Source organism: Streptomyces daliensis, assembly GCF_054782395.1.
The window spans coordinates 83,410-99,547 of sequence record NZ_BAAGSO010000119.1 but is presented as its reverse complement, the minus strand read 5'-3'; the positions used below and the strand labels follow the sequence as shown (position 1 = coordinate 99,547).

13 protein-coding genes and 1 tRNA gene are annotated in these 16,138 nt (G+C 72.3%); 8 read left to right on the top strand and 6 right to left on the bottom strand.

The window, feature by feature from the left end; translation table 11 throughout:
- Positions 1-17: 17 nt before the first annotated feature.
- Both ACYVOO_RS33895 and ACYVOO_RS33890 read left to right on the top strand, forming a co-directional pair.
- A complete protein-coding gene (locus tag ACYVOO_RS33895) occupies positions 18-1,196 on the top strand; it encodes a DUF475 domain-containing protein (protein ID WP_461019558.1) in 1,179 nt (392 codons plus the stop codon).
- A 215-nt stretch (positions 1,197-1,411) separates the two neighbouring features.
- Positions 1,412-2,170 carry a TerD family protein gene (locus ACYVOO_RS33890; protein WP_453349891.1) on the top strand — a complete coding sequence of 253 codons (759 nt, stop codon included), beginning with the start codon at positions 1,412-1,414 and terminating at the stop codon, positions 2,168-2,170.
- Positions 2,171-2,305: 135 nt separating this feature from the next.
- Here the strand turns inward: ACYVOO_RS33890 and ACYVOO_RS33885 are convergent, their stop codons facing one another.
- Complete coding sequence (locus ACYVOO_RS33885) at positions 2,306-3,487, bottom strand: TerD family protein (RefSeq protein ID WP_461019557.1); 1,182 nt, start codon at positions 3,485-3,487, stop codon at positions 2,306-2,308.
- Positions 3,488-3,719: 232 nt separating this feature from the next.
- On the opposite strand from ACYVOO_RS33885, the gene ACYVOO_RS33880 reads away from it, so the two are divergent.
- The 3 genes from ACYVOO_RS33880 (at position 3,720) to ACYVOO_RS33870 (ending at position 8,427) form a co-directional block, all read left to right on the top strand.
- Positions 3,720-4,916: an HpcH/HpaI aldolase/citrate lyase family protein gene (locus tag ACYVOO_RS33880; protein ID WP_461019556.1), complete on the top strand. Its 1,197-nt coding sequence runs from the start codon at positions 3,720-3,722 to the stop codon at positions 4,914-4,916.
- A 116-nt stretch (positions 4,917-5,032) separates the two neighbouring features.
- Positions 5,033-7,552: a phosphoribosyltransferase gene (locus ACYVOO_RS33875; protein ID WP_461019658.1), complete on the top strand. Its 2,520-nt coding sequence runs from the start codon at positions 5,033-5,035 to the stop codon at positions 7,550-7,552.
- Positions 7,549-8,427: an HAD family hydrolase gene (locus tag ACYVOO_RS33870; RefSeq protein WP_461019555.1), complete on the top strand. Its 879-nt coding sequence runs from the start codon at positions 7,549-7,551 to the stop codon at positions 8,425-8,427. The genes ACYVOO_RS33875 and ACYVOO_RS33870 overlap by 4 nt, the downstream gene beginning before the upstream one ends.
- 43 nt (positions 8,428-8,470) lie before the next feature.
- Here ACYVOO_RS33870 and ACYVOO_RS33865 read toward each other — a convergent pair whose 3' ends face one another.
- Together ACYVOO_RS33865 and ACYVOO_RS33860 are read right to left on the bottom strand one after the other, a co-directional pair.
- Positions 8,471-8,698 (bottom strand): FmdB family zinc ribbon protein, encoded by a 228-nt coding sequence (locus ACYVOO_RS33865; RefSeq protein ID WP_461019554.1) that lies wholly within the window; start codon positions 8,696-8,698, stop codon positions 8,471-8,473.
- A 51-nt stretch (positions 8,699-8,749) separates the two neighbouring features.
- Complete coding sequence (locus tag ACYVOO_RS33860; RefSeq protein WP_461019657.1) at positions 8,750-10,003, bottom strand: hypothetical protein; 1,254 nt, start codon at positions 10,001-10,003, stop codon at positions 8,750-8,752.
- Positions 10,004-10,183: 180 nt separating this feature from the next.
- Between ACYVOO_RS33860 and ACYVOO_RS33855 the strand changes: the two genes are divergently transcribed.
- Positions 10,184-10,255: transfer RNA gene (locus ACYVOO_RS33855), tRNA-Val, on the top strand.
- Between the two features lie 103 nt (positions 10,256-10,358).
- Complete coding sequence (locus ACYVOO_RS33850) at positions 10,359-10,901, top strand: methyltransferase domain-containing protein (protein WP_461019553.1); 543 nt, start codon at positions 10,359-10,361, stop codon at positions 10,899-10,901.
- 304 nt (positions 10,902-11,205) lie between these two features.
- Here the strand turns inward: ACYVOO_RS33850 and ACYVOO_RS33845 are convergent, their stop codons facing one another.
- Positions 11,206-12,051 (bottom strand): DUF4231 domain-containing protein, encoded by an 846-nt coding sequence (locus ACYVOO_RS33845; protein ID WP_461019552.1) that lies wholly within the window; start codon positions 12,049-12,051, stop codon positions 11,206-11,208.
- Between the two features lie 94 nt (positions 12,052-12,145).
- On the opposite strand from ACYVOO_RS33845, the gene ACYVOO_RS33840 reads away from it, so the two are divergent.
- A complete protein-coding gene (locus ACYVOO_RS33840; RefSeq protein WP_453349881.1) occupies positions 12,146-12,358 on the top strand; it encodes a hypothetical protein in 213 nt (70 codons plus the stop codon).
- A 34-nt stretch (positions 12,359-12,392) separates the two neighbouring features.
- Here ACYVOO_RS33840 and ACYVOO_RS33835 read toward each other — a convergent pair whose 3' ends face one another.
- Together ACYVOO_RS33835 and ACYVOO_RS33830 are read right to left on the bottom strand one after the other, a co-directional pair.
- Positions 12,393-13,454 carry a LacI family DNA-binding transcriptional regulator gene (locus ACYVOO_RS33835; protein WP_461019551.1) on the bottom strand — a complete coding sequence of 354 codons (1,062 nt, stop codon included), beginning with the start codon at positions 13,452-13,454 and terminating at the stop codon, positions 12,393-12,395.
- A complete protein-coding gene (locus ACYVOO_RS33830; RefSeq protein ID WP_461019550.1) occupies positions 13,451-16,132 on the bottom strand; it encodes a glycoside hydrolase family 2 protein in 2,682 nt (893 codons plus the stop codon). Before ACYVOO_RS33830 ends, ACYVOO_RS33835 begins: the two co-directional genes overlap by 4 nt.
- Between the last annotated feature and the right edge of the window lie 6 nt (positions 16,133-16,138).

Genomic DNA, 16,138 nt, shown 5'->3' with positions numbered 1-16,138 from the left:
AGCGGATTGGGTAGCCAGTGCTTCTGAGAACCTTCGGCTGGTCCTTCGGCGTCACCGCCGTCGGACTCGCCTGCGCTGCGTTCTTCTGGGGGTGGGAAGCGTTCGCACTGGTGGCGATGCTCTCCATCCTGGAGATCTCGTTGTCCTTCGACAACGCGGTCGTCAATGCCGGTGTGCTGAAAAAGATGAATGCCTTCTGGCAGAAGATCTTCCTCACCATCGGCATCCTGATCGCGGTGTTCGGAATGCGGCTGGTGTTCCCGGTCGTCATCGTCGCCATCACAGCCAAGGTCGGGCCCATCGAGGCCGTGCAACTGGCCTTGGACAAGCCCGGCCAGTACGAGCAGCTCGTCACCGACGCCCACCCGGCCATCGCGGCCTTCGGCGGGATGTTCCTGTTGATGATCTTCCTCGACTTCATCTTCACGGACCGTGAGCACAAGTGGCTCGCCTGGCTGGAGCGTCCCCTCGCCAAGCTCGGCAAGGTGGACATGCTGTCCGTCTGCATCGCGCTGATCGTGCTGCTGGTCTCGGCCATGACCCTCGCGGTCTCGGCGCACCAGCACGGCGGCGGCCACGCCGACAAGTCCAGCACGGTCATGCTCGCGGGCATCGCGGGTCTGATCACGTATCTGATGGTCGGCGGCCTCTCCGGACACTTCGAGAACAAGCTCGAAGAGGAGGAGGAACGCGAGCAGGAGGCCGAGGAAGAGGCCAAGCGCCAGGGCAAGGACCCGAGCATGGTGGGCCTCGCGGGCAAGGCGGCCTTCTTCATGTTCCTGTACCTCGAAGTGCTGGACGCCTCCTTCTCGTTCGACGGCGTCATCGGCGCCTTCGCCATCACGAACCACATCTTCTGGATGGCGCTGGGCCTCGGCATCGGTGCGATGTACGTCCGTTCGCTGACGGTGTACCTCGTCCGTCAGGGCACGCTCGACGACTACGTCTACCTGGAGCACGGCGCGCACTACGCGATCGGTGCGCTCGCCGCGATCCTCCTCATCACCATCAAGTTCCAGATCAACGAGGTCATCACCGGCCTGCTCGGTGTCCTCCTGATCGCCGCCTCCTTCTGGTCCTCGGTCCGGCGCAACCGCGCCATCGCGGCCAACGGCGGTGGTGACGGCGAGGACGACGAGTCCGGTGACGACGGCGGTGGCTCCTCCAAGAAGCCGGAGGTCACCTCGCAGGTCTGACGGGCCAGGGGCGCCGCGAAGCCCGGCGCCCCGGCCGTCGCCACCCGACCGCGCGGGACCCGTTCCGGGGTGAGCCCCCGGCATGTGTCACAGCGGTCCGATTGCGGAACGCTCCAAGCGGGGCGGTACCGAGGTCCCGTCCTCGGTACCGCCCCGCCGCAGTTGGAGCATTTTTCCTGGTGAGTTTCTGGTGAGTTTCCGAGTGGGGGTGCGTGATGGTCTCCCTGTGGGAGAACTGGCGGCGCGGCGTGGGGATGAGGCGGCACGGGCCGAAGTTCGATACGGTCGGCGGCCCTTCGACGTACGCGGTGGAACTGACGAAGCGGAACTCGATGGTCTCGCTGACCGAGCAGGGCGCCGACAGAGGAAGTATGCGGGTCAACCTCTCCTGGCGGATGCGCAGCTCGGACATCGAGGGCCGCCCGCGCCGCAGCTCCTCGCTGCGGCATCCGTTCCAGTCGCTCAAGCCCGACGTCGTCCAGGCGCACACGCACGGCGTCGTCGACGTCGACCTGGACCTGGCGTGCATGTACGAGCTGGTGGACGGCAGCAAGGGGGTCGTGCAGCCGCTCGGCAACTTCTTCGGCGACATGAACGCCCCGCCGTATGTGAAGCTCAGCGGGGACGACAGGTTCGGCTCGGCCTCCGGCGAGACGATCTACATCAACCTTGACCACAAGGACGAGATCAAGCGCCTGCTGATCTTCGTCTATATCTACGACGGCACTCCGGCCTTCGACCGCACCCACGCCATCGTGTCCCTCTTCCCGAGCAACGGACCCCGCGTGGAGGTCGGCCTCGACGAGCGGGCGCCGCAGGCGCGCTCCTGCGCGGTGATGCTGCTGGAGCACCACAAGGGCGAGCTGATCGTCCGCCGCGAGGGCCGCTACGTGTACGGCTTCCAGGCGGAGCTGGACCGCCTCTACGGCTGGGGCCTCCAGTGGGGCCGCGGCTACAAGGCGGGCAAGGTCTGAGGGGGCTGCGGCTGCGGGAGCGCCGTCTGCGGGGCTGCGGGGGCTGGGCCCGGCCCGTCGCGGCGTACCGACGTACCTACCGACCGCCGGGACGTACGCGTCCCGGCGGTTCCGGCGGTCCCGGCCGACCTCACCTCATGCGTGGAGGAACTGCGGGCCCTGGGGCGGCAACTGGAAGTTCGGGTCCGGCTGCTGCGGATAGCCGTACGTGGGCTGCGGATACCCGTAGGCGGGCTGGGTGGACGGCGGCTGCTGCGGGGGCGGCGGATAGCCGTACCCCGGCTGCGGCGCGTGCGGTGCGCCGTGCGGGCCTCCCATGGCGCCCGCGCCGGCCGCGGCGAAGGCCCCGCCTCCACCTCCGTGCGCGCCCGCGGGCTGCGGCTGGGGTTCCGGAGAGGGCGGTTCCGGGGCGGGCCCTGGCCCTGGCCCGGGGACCGGGTCCGGGACGGGCTGCGGTTCGGGGCCCGGCTGGGGTTCGGGACGCGGTTCGGGCACCGGTTCCGGAGCCGGGAAGTCCGGCTCGCCGGGCGGCTTCGGCACCGTACCCGCGGGAGCGCCCCCAGGTCCCACGGGGAGGGGGCCGAGGGTCTCGGGGCCCGGCACGTACGGCACGGTGGCGTCCCCGTCCGGATCGGCGGACGGGGAGGCGGAGGCGGACGCGGATACGGACGCAGGTGTGGGCGTCGGCGTCGCCGTCGTCTCGGGGCCGTTCTCGCCGCCCGTGCCGTGCGGCGGGGTGACCTCCTGGCTGACCTCGCCCTCGTCGACCGAGATGCCGAACTCCGTGGCGAGCCCGATGAGCCCCGTGTCGTAGCCCTGGCCCAGCGCCCGGAACTTCCAGCCGTCCCCGCGGCGGTACAGCTCGCCGCAGATCATCGCCGTCTCCGAGCCCGTCTCCGGCTCGATCTCGAACCGCGCCAGCGGCTCGGCCGACGGATCGGCCTCCGTCCCCGCCGCGTACAGGAGAAGCCGCAGCTCGCGTACGTCGGCGAAGGTGCCGCCGTCCGCCGAAGCGGCCAGCATCACCCGGTCGACGGTGGCGTCCAGCGCCGACAGATCGGCCTCGACGGTGTCCATCAGGCCGCCGGACTCACCGGACTCCCGGGTCTTGGCGAGGTGCCTGACCACTCCCGAGGGGTGCCGGGGCTGGTTGTAGAAGATGAAGTCGTCGTCCGAGCGGACCGCTCCGCTGTCACCGAGGAGCAGCGCCGAGGCGTCCACGTCCGGCGCCCCCGTCCCCGGTGACCAGCACAGGACGGCACGCACCGCCGACGTCTCCAGCTGGATGTTCGACCCCTTCAACATGGCGTGCGTCATAGACTCATCCTGCCCTCCAGCCGCACTCCGCGACAACGCGGGGGGAGAGGCGTGTGTACCCAGGGGTAACGTGTTTTTCACCCGCTTGAGGAACTCTTGACCCACCCTCGTACGTACGATGAGCGGCCAGATTCCGCCACGGCAGCGCTGCCGAGGCGGGCCGAAAGACAGCGCCGCGTCACAGCCACCAAGGTCGGACGGCTGCGAAAGAGACGGGGAGACGAGGGCATCCATGCGCCATTTCAGGCATCTCACGCCTGAACTCCGGCAGACGCTTTTCCACCAGGAGCCCGCCGAGTTCACACCGGATTCACCGGCCCGCACGCTGGCAGCCGCGCTCGGCGCCACGCTCTACAGCCCGGCCACCCGTGCCTCCCTCGCCTCCGACGTGGTGCGGCAGGGCGCTCGTGGGGTGGTCTCGATGGTGCTGTGCCTGGAGGACTCCATCGATGACGCCGAGGTCGTGGCCGCCGAGGAGAACCTGGTGCGCCAGCTCGGCGAGCTGGCCCACGCCACCTCCGGAACCGGGACCGGAACCGGCGCTGACGGGGCCGACGAGCCGCCGCTGCTGTTCATCCGGGTACGGGAGCCGGAACAGATACCGGACCTCGTCGACCGGCTCGGTCCGGCCGCACGGCTGGTGTCCGGATTCGTACTCCCGAAGTTCACCGAGGAGCGCGGCATCCCGTTCCTGGAGGCGCTGGACGAGGCCGAGACGGCCGGTGGGCGACGGCTGTTCGCGATGCCCGTGCTGGAGTCGCCCGAGCTGCTGCACATGGAGACCCGTGCCGAGACCCTGACGGGGATATCCCGCGCGGTCAACAAGTACCGCGACCGCGTACTGGCCCTGCGCCTGGGCGTGACCGACTTCTGCTCGGCCTACGGGCTGCGGCGCACGCCCGAGATGACCGCCTACGACGTGCAGCTCGTCGCCTCCGTCATCGGGGACGTCGTCAACGCGCTGGGCAGGGCGGACGGCACCGGCTTCACCGTGACGGGGCCCGTGTGGGAGTACTTCAGGCTCCAGGAGCGGATGTTCAAGCCCCAGCTCCGGCGCAGCCCCTTCCTGAGCGGGCGGGCCGAGGAGCTGCGGACGAACCTCATCGCGCACGACATGGACGGGCTGCTGCGCGAGATCGAGCTGGACCGCGCGAACGGGCTGCTGGGCAAGACGTGCATCCACCCCTCCCACGTCGCGCCCGTGCACGCGCTGTCCGTCGTGAGCCACGAGGAGTTCTCCGACGCGACGGACATCCTGCGCCCGGAGCGCTGCGGCGGCGGAGTCCTGCGCTCCGCCTACACGAACAAGATGAACGAGGTGAAGCCCCACCGCGCCTGGGCCGAGCGCACCCTGCTGCGCGGCGAGGTCTTCGGCGTCGCCCGCGAGGGCGTGGGCTTCGTGGAGCTGCTGGCGGCGGGGGTCAAGTGAGCGACGAGCAGGCTGTACGGGGCGGACGCGGTGAATGTGGCGGGACGGACAAGGTGGACGGAGTGGGCGTGGGCGTGGGCGCGGTGGACGGGAACGGTGCGGTCAGCGGGAAAGACATGGCGGACGGGGCGACGGAGACCTGGTCCGGCGAATGGGTCGCGGAGCGCCTGGACGTCGGGCTGACCGGCGAGGGCCTGCGGGAACTGCTCGGCCTGGCCCTGCGCCGTAACCCCAAGCGCGCCCACCTGCTCGTCTCGCAGGTGCTGGGCAAGCACGTCCCGCAGCGCCCCGGCACGGTGCACGGCGCGGGCCTGGAGCTGGGACGCCGGGTGCGTGCGCTGCTGGGCGAGGCGGAGGCGGCGCGCGCGGTGGTACTCGGGTACGCGGAGACCGCGACCGGTCTCGGGCACAGCGTCGCCGACGGCGTCGGCGCGCGCGCTTATCTGCACTCGACCCGGCGCCCGGTGCGCGGCGTCACCCCCGTCGGCGGCTTCGAGGAGGAGCACAGCCACGCCACCTCGCATCTGCTGCTGCCGGAGGATCCGGAACTGCTCGCGGAGGGCGCGCCGCTGGTCCTCGTGGACGACGAGTTCTCGACGGGCCGGACCATACGCAACACCGTCGCGTCCCTGCACCGCCGCTATCCGCGCGAGCGCTACGTGGTCGTCGCGCTGGTGGACATGCGGTCCGAGGCGGACAGCGCCGAGCTGGACAAGTTCGCCGCCGAGCTGGGCGCGCGGGTCGAGATCGTCGCCCTGGCCGGTGGCGCCGTCTCCCTTCCCGACGACGTGCTGGAGCGCGGGCAGCGCCTCGTCACGGAGTACAGCCACGAGGAGAGGGCGCGGGCCGACGACGGGGCGGAGGAAGGCCCCGTCACGCCCGGCGGCGTCGGGAACGTGCGGCGCGTCGAGCTGGGCTGGCCCCTGGGCCTGCCCGACGGCGGGCGCCACGGCTTCACCGCCGCGCACCGCGAGCACCTCGAAGCCGTCCTCCCCGCGATGGCCCGGCGCCTGGCGGCCGAACTGCCGCCGCACGCCCGCCGTGTGCTCGTCCTCGGTAACGAGGAGCTGATGTACGCGCCGCTGCGACTCGCCACCGCGCTGGAGGCGGAGCTGGAAGCGGAACGAGAAACGGAAGCGGAACGGGGAGCGGCGGACGGGGTGGAGGTGCGGTTCTCCACGACCACCCGCTCCCCCGCACTCGCCGTGGACGACCCCGGCTACGCGATACGCACCGCGCTCACCTTCCCCGCGCACGACAGGCCGCGGGAGGGCCACGGTCCGCGCTACGCGTACAACGTCGCGCCCGGCGCCGACCGTTCGCGCCGCTTCGACGCCGTCGTCGCCGTGACGGACTCGGCCGGCGACACGCCCCGGCTGCACGCCCCTGACGGGCTGCTGGCGGCGCTCTCCCGGCACACCGACGCCGTCCTCCTGTGCGTCGTACCCTCCTACGCGCCGCTGCGCGAACCGCTGCGCGGCCCGGCGTTCTCCTCGTACGCGCCCGACGACGTGGGCTGGCTGCTCCAGGACGTCTCGGACGTCGAACTGGAAGCGCCGACGGAGGAGCGCGAGGAGGCGATCCAGAGCGGCGGGGCGCACTACGCGGAGTCGTTGCCCGTCGAGTACCAGCCCAGCGCCGAGTACCAGCGGCTCTTCCACAGTGCCCTCGACGCCTCGGCCGCCCGCATCGCCCGCGCCGTGGGCACGGTGACCGAGACGGTGCTCGCCGAACGAGGCGGGCCGGGCGGGCCGGCTGGGGGCGGGCGGCGCCCGGTGCTGGTGTCGCTGGCGCGCGCCGGTACGCCCGTCGGCGTGCTGATGCGCCGCTGGGCGCTGCACGCGCACGGCCTGGACCTGCCGCACTACGCGGTGTCCATCGTGCGCGGCCAGGGCATCGACACGGCCGCGCTGCGCTGGCTCGCGGAGCGGCACGACCCCGCCGACGTCGTCTTCGTGGACGGCTGGACGGGCAAGGGCGCCATCACCCGCGAACTGGCCGACGCGCTCGCGCCGTTCGAGGGCTTCGACCCGGAGCTGGCCGTCCTCGCCGACCCGGGCGGCTGCGTACGCACCTACGGCACCCGCGAGGACTTCCTCATCCCCTCCGCCTGCCTCAACTCCACGGTCTCCGGGCTGATCTCGCGCACCGTGCTGCGCGCCGACCTCGTCGGCCCGTACGACTTCCACGGCGGCAAGTTCTACCGCGAGCTGGCGGAGACCGACGTCTCGCGGTTCTTCCTGGAGGCGGTCGAGTCCCGGTTCGGCGAGGTGCGTGCGCAGGCCGACGAGGGCGCGCGGACGCTGCTCGCCGCCTCCGAAGCGGAGCGCGCGCCCACCTGGGAGGGCTGGCGCGCGGTGGAGCGGATCAGCGAGGAGTACGGCATCGGGGACGTCAACCTCGTCAAGCCCGGCGTCGGCGAGACGACCCGGGTGCTGCTGCGCCGGGTGCCCTGGCGGGTGCTGGCGCGGCGCGACGCGGGGGGCGACCTCGACCACGTGCGGCTGCTCGCGGAGCAGCGCGGTGTGCCGGTGGAGGAGGTCGACGGGCTGCCGTACCGCTGCGTCGGGCTGATCCATCCACGCTTCACGAGGGGCGCGACCGGCGCGGACGGCAAGGCGGTGGCGTCCCGATGACCACGCATCCGGCCGCGTCTCCGGCCGCGTCTCCCTCCGCGTCCGGCTCCGCTTCGGGGGCGCCGTCGTCGCTGTTCGCGAGCGATCTGGACCGCACGCTGATCTACTCGGCCGCTGCCCTCGGCCTGACCGTGCCGGACGCGGCGGCGCCGCGGCTGCTGTGCGTCGAGGTGTACGAGAGCAAACCGCTCTCCTACCTGACGGAGACGGCCGCTGAGCTGCTGGCGACGCTGGCCGCCCGTACCGTCTTCGTGCCCACCACCACCCGCACCCGCGAGCAGTACGGGCGCATCCACCTGCCGGGCCCGACCCCTCGGTACGCGGTGTGCGCCAACGGCGGCCACCTGCTCGTCGACGGCGAGTCCGACCCCGACTGGCACGCGCGCGTACGCGAACGCCTCACGGAGTGCGCGCCGCTCGACGAGGTCCGCGCGCACATGCTGCGTACGGCTTCGGGTGCCGAAGAAAGCGGCTGGGTGCTCAAGGAGCGGGTGGCCGAGGACCTGTTCGCGTACCTCGTGGTGGACCGCGCGCGGCTGCCCGATACCTACGTCAAGGAACTCGGCGACTGGGCCGCGCCCCGCGGCTGGACCGTCTCCCTCCAGGGCCGCAAGATCTACGCCGTGCCGCGCCCGCTGACCAAGAGCGCCGCGATCGCGGAGGTCGCCCGCCGTACGGGCGCCACGCGCACGTACGCGGCCGGTGACTCCCTCCTCGACGCCGACCTGCTCCTCGCGGCGGACGAGGGCTGGCGCCCGGGCCACGGCGAACTCGCCGACGAGGGGTGGCACGCGCCCCACATCACCGCGCTGCCCGAGCGGGGCGTGGCGGCGGGGGAGCGGATTCTGCGCGAGGTGGGCGCGGCGGTGGGGTGAGGGCGCGTCCTTTGGGGCGCGTGGGCGCGGGCGGGGGTGCGGATCAGCCGCAGCAGCCGCCACCGCAGCAGCCTCCGCCACCCGCGCCCGGTGCGGGCGCTGCGGAGGCGGCCGAGGCCGAAGCGGAGCCGCCGACGGCGACCGTCGACAGCAGCTTGACGGTGTCGTCGTGCCCCTCCGGACAGTTCGCGGGGGCGCTCGACTCGGCCATCGGACGGCTCAGTTCGAAGGTGGACCCGCATTCGCGGCAGCGGTACTCGTAACGAGGCATGACGGAAGAGTAAGCGATGCGTCGCGCGTCGCAGCATCCGTTCTTGGGGGCCTACTGGCCGGCCCGCTGCTCCCTGATCTGCTCGACGACGATGCGGACGGTCTCCTTCACCGCGTCCAGCTCGGTCAGCAGATGCCAGTAGTCGGGGTGGCGGCCGGTGAGCGAGGCCACCGCGCGGTCCACGCGCTCCACGGCGTCGTCCAGCGGGCGGGCGTGCCGGGGGTCGGGCGTGCTGCGTCCGGCCATGGCGAGCCTCTGCGCGTCGCGGATGGCGAAACGCGTGCGCTCGACCTCCTTGGAGTGGTCGAACGACACCTCGTTGAGCCGCTGGAGCCGGTCGCCGGCGGCCTTCACGGACTCGTCCGTGGTGTTGAGCAGCGCGCGGACCGTCGAGAGCAGCGACGTCGCGTCGGCCCAGCGCTGCTCGTCGCGCGCCTTGCGGGCCTCCGCCAGCCTCTCCTCGGCCTGCCGCACGGATCTCGCCGCCTGGTCCGGCACCTGCTGGAGGTCCTGCCAGCAGGCGGCGCTGAAGCGGCGGCGCAGCTCGCTGAGCACGGGCTCGACCTGGCCCGCGCGGGTGTGCAGCGCCTGGGTGCGCGTACGCAGGGAGGAGAGCCGCTTGTCGATCTCGGCGGCCCGCTCCGGCAGCCGCTCGGCCTCGCCCCTGATGGCCTCGGCCTCGCGCACGACGCGGTCGGCGCGGCGCAGGGTGTCCTGGATGCCGTGTCTGCCCGCGCCCTCGTTGAGCTTGGTCAGCTCGGGGGAGAGGGCCGCGAGCCGGGAGGCCAGCTCGTCGGCCTGGAGCCCGGCGGCACGCGCGGAGTCCAGCGCGTTGCTGGCGGCCAGCAGCCCCTGCCGGGCCCGCTCGACGGCGGGGACGAGCCGGGCCAGCTCGTTCTCGGCCTGGGTGAGGAGGGAGGCGAGGCCCTGGCCGAACCGCTCCAGATCGGCCTTGGTGCGCTCCAGATCCTGCTTGGCCCGGTCCAGCTCGGCGCGGGCGCGTGCGGCGGAGCCGGAATCGAGATCGTCACGGTCCAGGTCGTGCGCGTCCACGGTGGTGATGTAGGCGTGGCTGACCTCGTCGATCCGGGTTCCGAACTCCTCGAAGTCCCGGACGGCCTTACGGGCGGCGGGGGAGTCGTCGACGGCGCTGAGGGTCTCGATGGAGATCCGCAGATCGCGCTGTGCGGTGTCCAGCTCGTAGAAGGCGGCAGCGGCGGCGTCCTTGGCGGCCTGCGCGTCGGCCCGCTGACTCTCCGAGCGACCGCTGCCCCAGCTCCAGCGACGGGTGCCGCCGCCGTTCATCGCCGTCACGTAACCTCTCTCCCCGCGCACCGCAGCCAGTGAACCGGTGGTCATTCTCCCACCCCCATGCAACGAACACACGAGCCGTTTCGTTCGCACCCTCCCCGGCCTGCCCCGCGCCCTGAGACGGTTTGCGCGGCCGGTGCGGTGGCAGGGTAGTGTGTGGGCTCATTACGCCTGGGGCGCATAGCTCAGCGGTAGAGCGCTTCCCTTACAAGGAAGATGTCACTGGTTCGATCCCAGTTGTGCCCACGTCATACGCGCAGGTCAGGGCCCCTCCGAGTGATCTCGGAGGGGCCCTGGCGCGTGCTGGGGGCGGCCGTGGCTGGTGTTGGGGGTGTGTCAGGGTGGGCGTATGGCGTGGGATGGCGAGGAGTATCAGGCGCGGTTCGACAGCATTGCCGCCGAGGGCCGGGACGTGCACGGTGAGGCGGCGCTGGTGCGCTCCCTGGAACCGGCCAGTGTGCTCGACGCGGGGTGCGGTACGGGCAGGGTGGCGATCGATCTGGCGCGGCACGGGGTCGACGTGGTGGGGGTGGACGTCGACGCGTCGATGCTGGACACCGCCCGTCGCCTCGCGCCCGGCATCCCCTGGCACCTGAGCGACTTGACCGCCCTCGACCTCGGCAGGTCCTTCGACGTCGTGGTGATGGCGGGCAACGTTCCCCTGTTCACCCCGCCGGGCACGGAACCGGCCCTGGTCGCCGGGGTCGCGGCGCACGTACGGGCCGGAGGTCGCCTGGTGGCGGGCTTCTCCCTGGACCGGGGCTACACCGTCGACGACTACGACGCGCACTGCGTGGCCGCAGGGCTCACGCCCGAGGCGCGGTACGCGACGTGGGACCGCGAGCCCTACGCGGGTGGAGCGTACGCGGTGTCGGTTCACCGTCGGCCCTGACCGTCTGCGCCCCCGGGCATTCCGTGCGACCGGTACGCGCCTTCCGGGGGAGCTGGACTGGAGGCAGCCTGGGCGGGAGGTGGTCCGTTGTGGGGACGCAGTCTAGGTGTGGGGCGATGACCGAGAAGGGGACTCGGTGCCGGAACCTGGCGATGGTGGGTGCGTCGCGGTGTTACCTGCATCGTGGGGACTGGTCGGCGTACACCATTGAGCGCCGGAAGAAGAAGGGCCGCAAGCGGCGGAAGAAGTGACGGCGCGGCGTGCCAGGCGAGGTCAGACCCGTCAGCGGAACCACCATGAGCGGTCAGATCTGCGCGGGGCGGCCCTGGCTCGGGGACGAGTGGACGTCGGGCGAGATCTCCGGAGGCTGCTCCAGTTGCAGTTCCTTCTTGCGCTGTTCCTCGCGGAGCCGCTCCACCTCCTCGGCGAAGGTCGCCGACGCCTCGGCCGGGGGCACGCCCTTGTAGCGGCGGATGCCCAGCCGGTACGCCTGGAGCTCCAGGTCGATCGCGTCCGCCGTCTGCTGGAGGTTGAGGCTCCGTTCGCGGAACTTGTAGTAGGAGATGATGCCCGCGGAGATGCTGACCAGGGCGCTTGTCGAGACGGCGAGCCAGCTCCAGATGCCCTCCTCGGCCGCCGCTGTGGTGGCGACGGAGGTGAGGATCGAGCCGACGATGACCGTCAACTGGAAACGGTTGTGGCGGGAGCGGTAGCGGTCCGCGCTCCGCCGGTACTCGTCGCGCACCAGGGGGATCGACTCGCGGTACTCGCTGAAGGCGTTCGGGATGGACCGGGCGTCGTCCTGAGCCGCCAGCGCGAGCCGCCGTCGCGCCTCCAGCTTGCGCTGCTCGACGACGAGGTCGTCGATCTTGGACCTCATGCGGTACCAGTTGACCGCGGCGGCCACGGTGGAGGCCCCGCCGAACAGGACGGTCATGACGTTGGCCAGGCCCTGCCCGCCCCCCTCGCCCCGCTTCGGCGCTTCGAACGTCACCACGACGTTGACCAGTACGAGAAGGCCCGCCACGACGAGAACGCTGGCGAGGAACCAGAGGAGTGTGAGGCGCTGGAGGAAGCGGTGCTTCTTCAGGTCCTCCTCTACCTCTATCGCCCCTTCCTCGATGGTCAGAAGCGCGCTGTCCTGTGCCATACGTTCCCCCCGGAACCAGCAGAAGCGACCGGTAGCGACCGGTCACCCTACCGACCAGCCGTTTACGGGCCACGCTCAGGGTTACGTTGCGGGGATGACTGACATCGTGGACGGACAGGAACTGCTCGAACGGATCCGTCGTGCCCGGGACTGGGCCGCCAAGGAAGAGGCGAAGTTCAAGGAGGTCGGTGAGGAAGTGGGCAGCACCGAGGATCTTGCCTTCGCCGTCAACTATGTCGCCTACGGTGCCGTGCGCGAGGTGCTCGACGAGGTGTTGCAGCCGGGCGTTCACGACCGGAACGAGTAGTCGGCCCCCACCCCGGCTCCCCGGCCCGGCCCCCTCACCGATCCCGCCGCGCGATGCTGCCGCGCGGAATGAGGGACGGGGTCGGGGAGCGGACCGGGCCCGGGGGCGGGGAGGTGCCGTCCAGGAGCTGGAAGAGGCGACGGGTCACCTCGGCGCCGAACGCGGTCACGTCGTGGCTCATCGCCGAGAGCGTCGGGTGGGTCAACTGGCAGAGCTGGGAGTCGTCCCAGGCCAGCAGGGAGACGTCGGCCGGGACCGCGAGGCCCATCTCGGAGGCGACGGAGAGCCCGGCCACCGCCATGATGTCGTTGTCGTAGATCACCGCCGTCGGGCGGTCGGCCGAGGCCAGCAGCGTACGGGTGGCCCGCGCGCCCTCCTCGCCCGAGAAGTCGGTGGGGAGCGTGCGGCGGTAGGAGAGGGAGAGGGCGCGCAGCGTCTCCTCGTACGCCGTCGTGCGGATCGCGGTGTGCCCCAGCGACGGCGGCCCGGCGACGCGCGCGATGCGCCGGTGCCCCAGCGCGGCGAGATAGCGGACGGCCTCGGTCACCGCCGTCGCGTCGTCCGTCCACACGCAGCTCAGATCCTCAGCGAGCGACGGGTGCCCCACGGCGACGGCCGGGATGCCCAGGCTCCGCACGGCAGGGAGGCGCGGGTCGTCCTGGTGGAGGTCGACGAGGATGGTGCCGTCGATTTGGCGGGAGCGCCACCAGGTCTCCTGGAGTGCCGTCTCCTCGTCGTGGTCGCGGACGAGGCGCAGCAGCAGGGAGCAGGAGCGCTCGCTCAGCACGCTCTCGATGCCGGAGATGAACTCCATGTAGAAGGGTTCGAGGCCCAGCATCCGCGCGGGTCTGGCGATGGCCAGGCCGACGGTGTCCACCTTGGAGTTGGAGAGGGAGCGGGCCGAGAGGTGGGGGGCCCAGCCCAGTTCGCGCGCCGCGGCGAAGATGCGCGCTCGGGTGGCGTCGGAGACACCGGGGCGCTTGTTGAACGCGAGGGAGACGGCGCCCTTGGAGACGCCCGCGCGGGCCGCCACGTCGTTGATGGTGACGCGGCGGCCCGCGGCAGGCCCCGGGCGGCGGGCGCGGCGGGTGGTCATGCGGCCGGGCCGCCCGTGGCCGCGACGTCGCCCAGCGGGGCCATGCGGGCCAGGCCGCCCGGCGCGTTGACGCAGTACAGCGCCGTGCGGGCCGCCTCGGCGCTCGGCCGGGGCCAGCCGGTGACGGTGAGGGTGACGCTCTCACCGGGCAGCAGGGTGCGGACGCCGTGGTCGGCCGCCGCGCCGGGCGCGAGCCGGTCGGGCTGGAGGAGCAGGTCGCGTACGAGGGTGTGGGCCGTGACGACCAGCTTCGTTCCGTCCCTCTCCTCGTCGCCGGGCGCGAGTGCGACGTCGATACGGGGGCGTGGCCAGGCGAACTCGCTGTCCGGGCAGGCGAAGTGGAGGGCCCGCAGGCCGTCGGTCCCGGTCCCGCCCTCGGCGACGCCCTCGGTCTCGGCCGTCAGGAACTCCTTCGCCGCGTCCCCGAGCCCCGCCGTCTCCGGCGGCAGCGGCACCACAGCGACCGCGTCGGGTCCGGCGGTGAACGGCAGCGTGGACTCGGCGAGCACGGCACCGTCGGCCGAGGCCGAGTGGCGGCGCAGCACGAGACGCGCGCTCCACTCCGTACGGGACTGGTTGACGGCGACGACCGTCAGCGCCCCCTCGCGCTCCTGGAACGTCAGCAGCCGGTCCGCGTAGAGGCGCCGCAACTCGTGGTGGAGGGGCTTGGCGCGCCCGTCGCCGTCGACCGCCGCCCAAGAGGTCACCGGCCAGCAGTCGTTGAGCTGCCACACGACGGTGCCCGCGCAGCGCGGCCAGTGGGAGCGCCAGTGCTCGATGCCCGTGGAGACGGCCCGTACCTGGGTGAGCTGGGCGAGGTAGTGCCAGGCGTCGAAGCCGAGTTCGCGCTCGACGGACGACGACGTGGCCCCGGCCCCCTCCGCGACGGTGCAGGACCCCTCCGCGACGCTGCCGGACCGTCCCGTGAAGTGGCGGGCCAGGCCGCGGGCCAGCTTGGTGTTGCCGTCCGCCGCCTTCTGGTGCTGGAGCATGCCGGGGGAGGCGGGGTCGGTCAGCGGGTCATCGGGCAGGGCGCGGCGCAGCGTGGCCCAGGCGGGCGGCGCCTGCCAGCCGAACTCGGCGACGAACCGGGGTACGTCGCGCAGGTAGTCGGCGTAGTCGGTGCGGTTCCACACCTCCCAGGAGTGGTGGGTGCCGTGCGCGGGGTCGTTGGGGTGGTGGTCCCACGAGCCGGACCAGGGGCTGCCGGGCCAGTACGGGCGCGTGGGGTCCAGCTCGGCGACGACGCGCGGCAGCAGGTCCAGGTAGTAGCCCTCGCCCCAGCTCAGCTCGCCCAGCCTGGGCTTCCAGTCCCAGTCCTCGTGCCCCCACAGGTTCTCGTTGTTGCCGCACCACAGGGCGAGGCTCGGGTGGGACGCGAGCCGGGTGACGTTCTCGCGGGCCTCCGCCTCGACCTCGGAGCGCAGCGGCTCCTCCTCCGGGTAGGCGGCGCAGGCGAACGGGAAGTCCTGCCAGACCAGCAGTCCGAGCGCGTCGCAGGCGTCGTAGAACGCCTCGGACTCGTAGAGTCCGCCGCCCCAGACGCGGACGAGGTCCACGTTGGCCTCGGCGGCCTGGCGGAGGCGGTGCGCGTAACGGGCCGGGGTGATGCGGGACGGGAAGGTGTCGTCGGGGATCCAGTTGACGCCCCGCGCGAAGATCCGGCGGCCGTTGACGACGAGGGCGAAGGCCGTGCCGTGCGCGTCGGGTGACGTGTCGAGGGCGACGGTGCGGAAGCCGACGCGCCGGGTCCAGGAGTCGAGGGTGGCGCCCCCGGTGCCGTCCTCGGCCGGGCCCTCCTTCGCCGGGCCGTGCAGCGTCACCTCGCAGTCGTACAGCGGCTGTTCCCCGTGCCCGCGCGGCCACCACAGCCGCACGTCGGGAACCCGCAGCGTGACGACGGTGCCGGTCGCGTCAGGGGCGACCGGCACCGTCGCCCGCACACCCGCCACCCGCAGCTCGGCGGTCAGCGGGCGGCCCTGGCCCGAGGCGGCGCGCTCGATCTCCACGTGCGCCTCGACGCGGCCCGTGGTGCCGTCGGCCTCCACCGTCACCAGCGGCCTGACGCAGGCGAGGCGTGCGGTGGACCAGTGCTCCAGACGCACCGGCTTCCAGATCCCGGCGGTGACGAGGGTCGGGCCCCAGTCCCAGCCGAAGGAGCAGGCCATCTTGCGGAGGTAGGGGAAGGGTTCCGGATACGAGTTGGGGCGGTCGCCGAGCCGGTCCCGCTCGGACTCCGCCTCCGTGTAGGCGGAGGTGAACCGGACGGCGAGGGTCCGGTCCGTCCCGGTGCGGAGCGCCTCGGTGACGTCGAAGCGGTAGCTGCGGTGCATGTTGCGCGTGGTGGCCAGGAGGCGCCCGCCCAGGGTGACGGCGGCGACCGTGTCGAGCCCGTCGAAGACCAGGTCGGTGCGCTCGTGCTCGTACTCGGGGGAAGCGGGGGACGGCTGCTGCCGCGCGGGAAGCGTCGTCGTGTACGTCCAGTCGGCGCGGCCCACCCAGGCGACGTCGCGCTCGTTCTCGCCGAGGTACGGGTCCGGGATCAGTCCCGCCGCCAGCAGGTCGGTGTGGACGCAGCCCGGGACGGTGGCGGGCGTGGCGGGCACGGACCGGCCCTCGTGGCACGGCGTCTCGTGGTGCAGCGTCCAGCCTTCGCACAGCGGCGTGACGTCCTTCATCGGGTA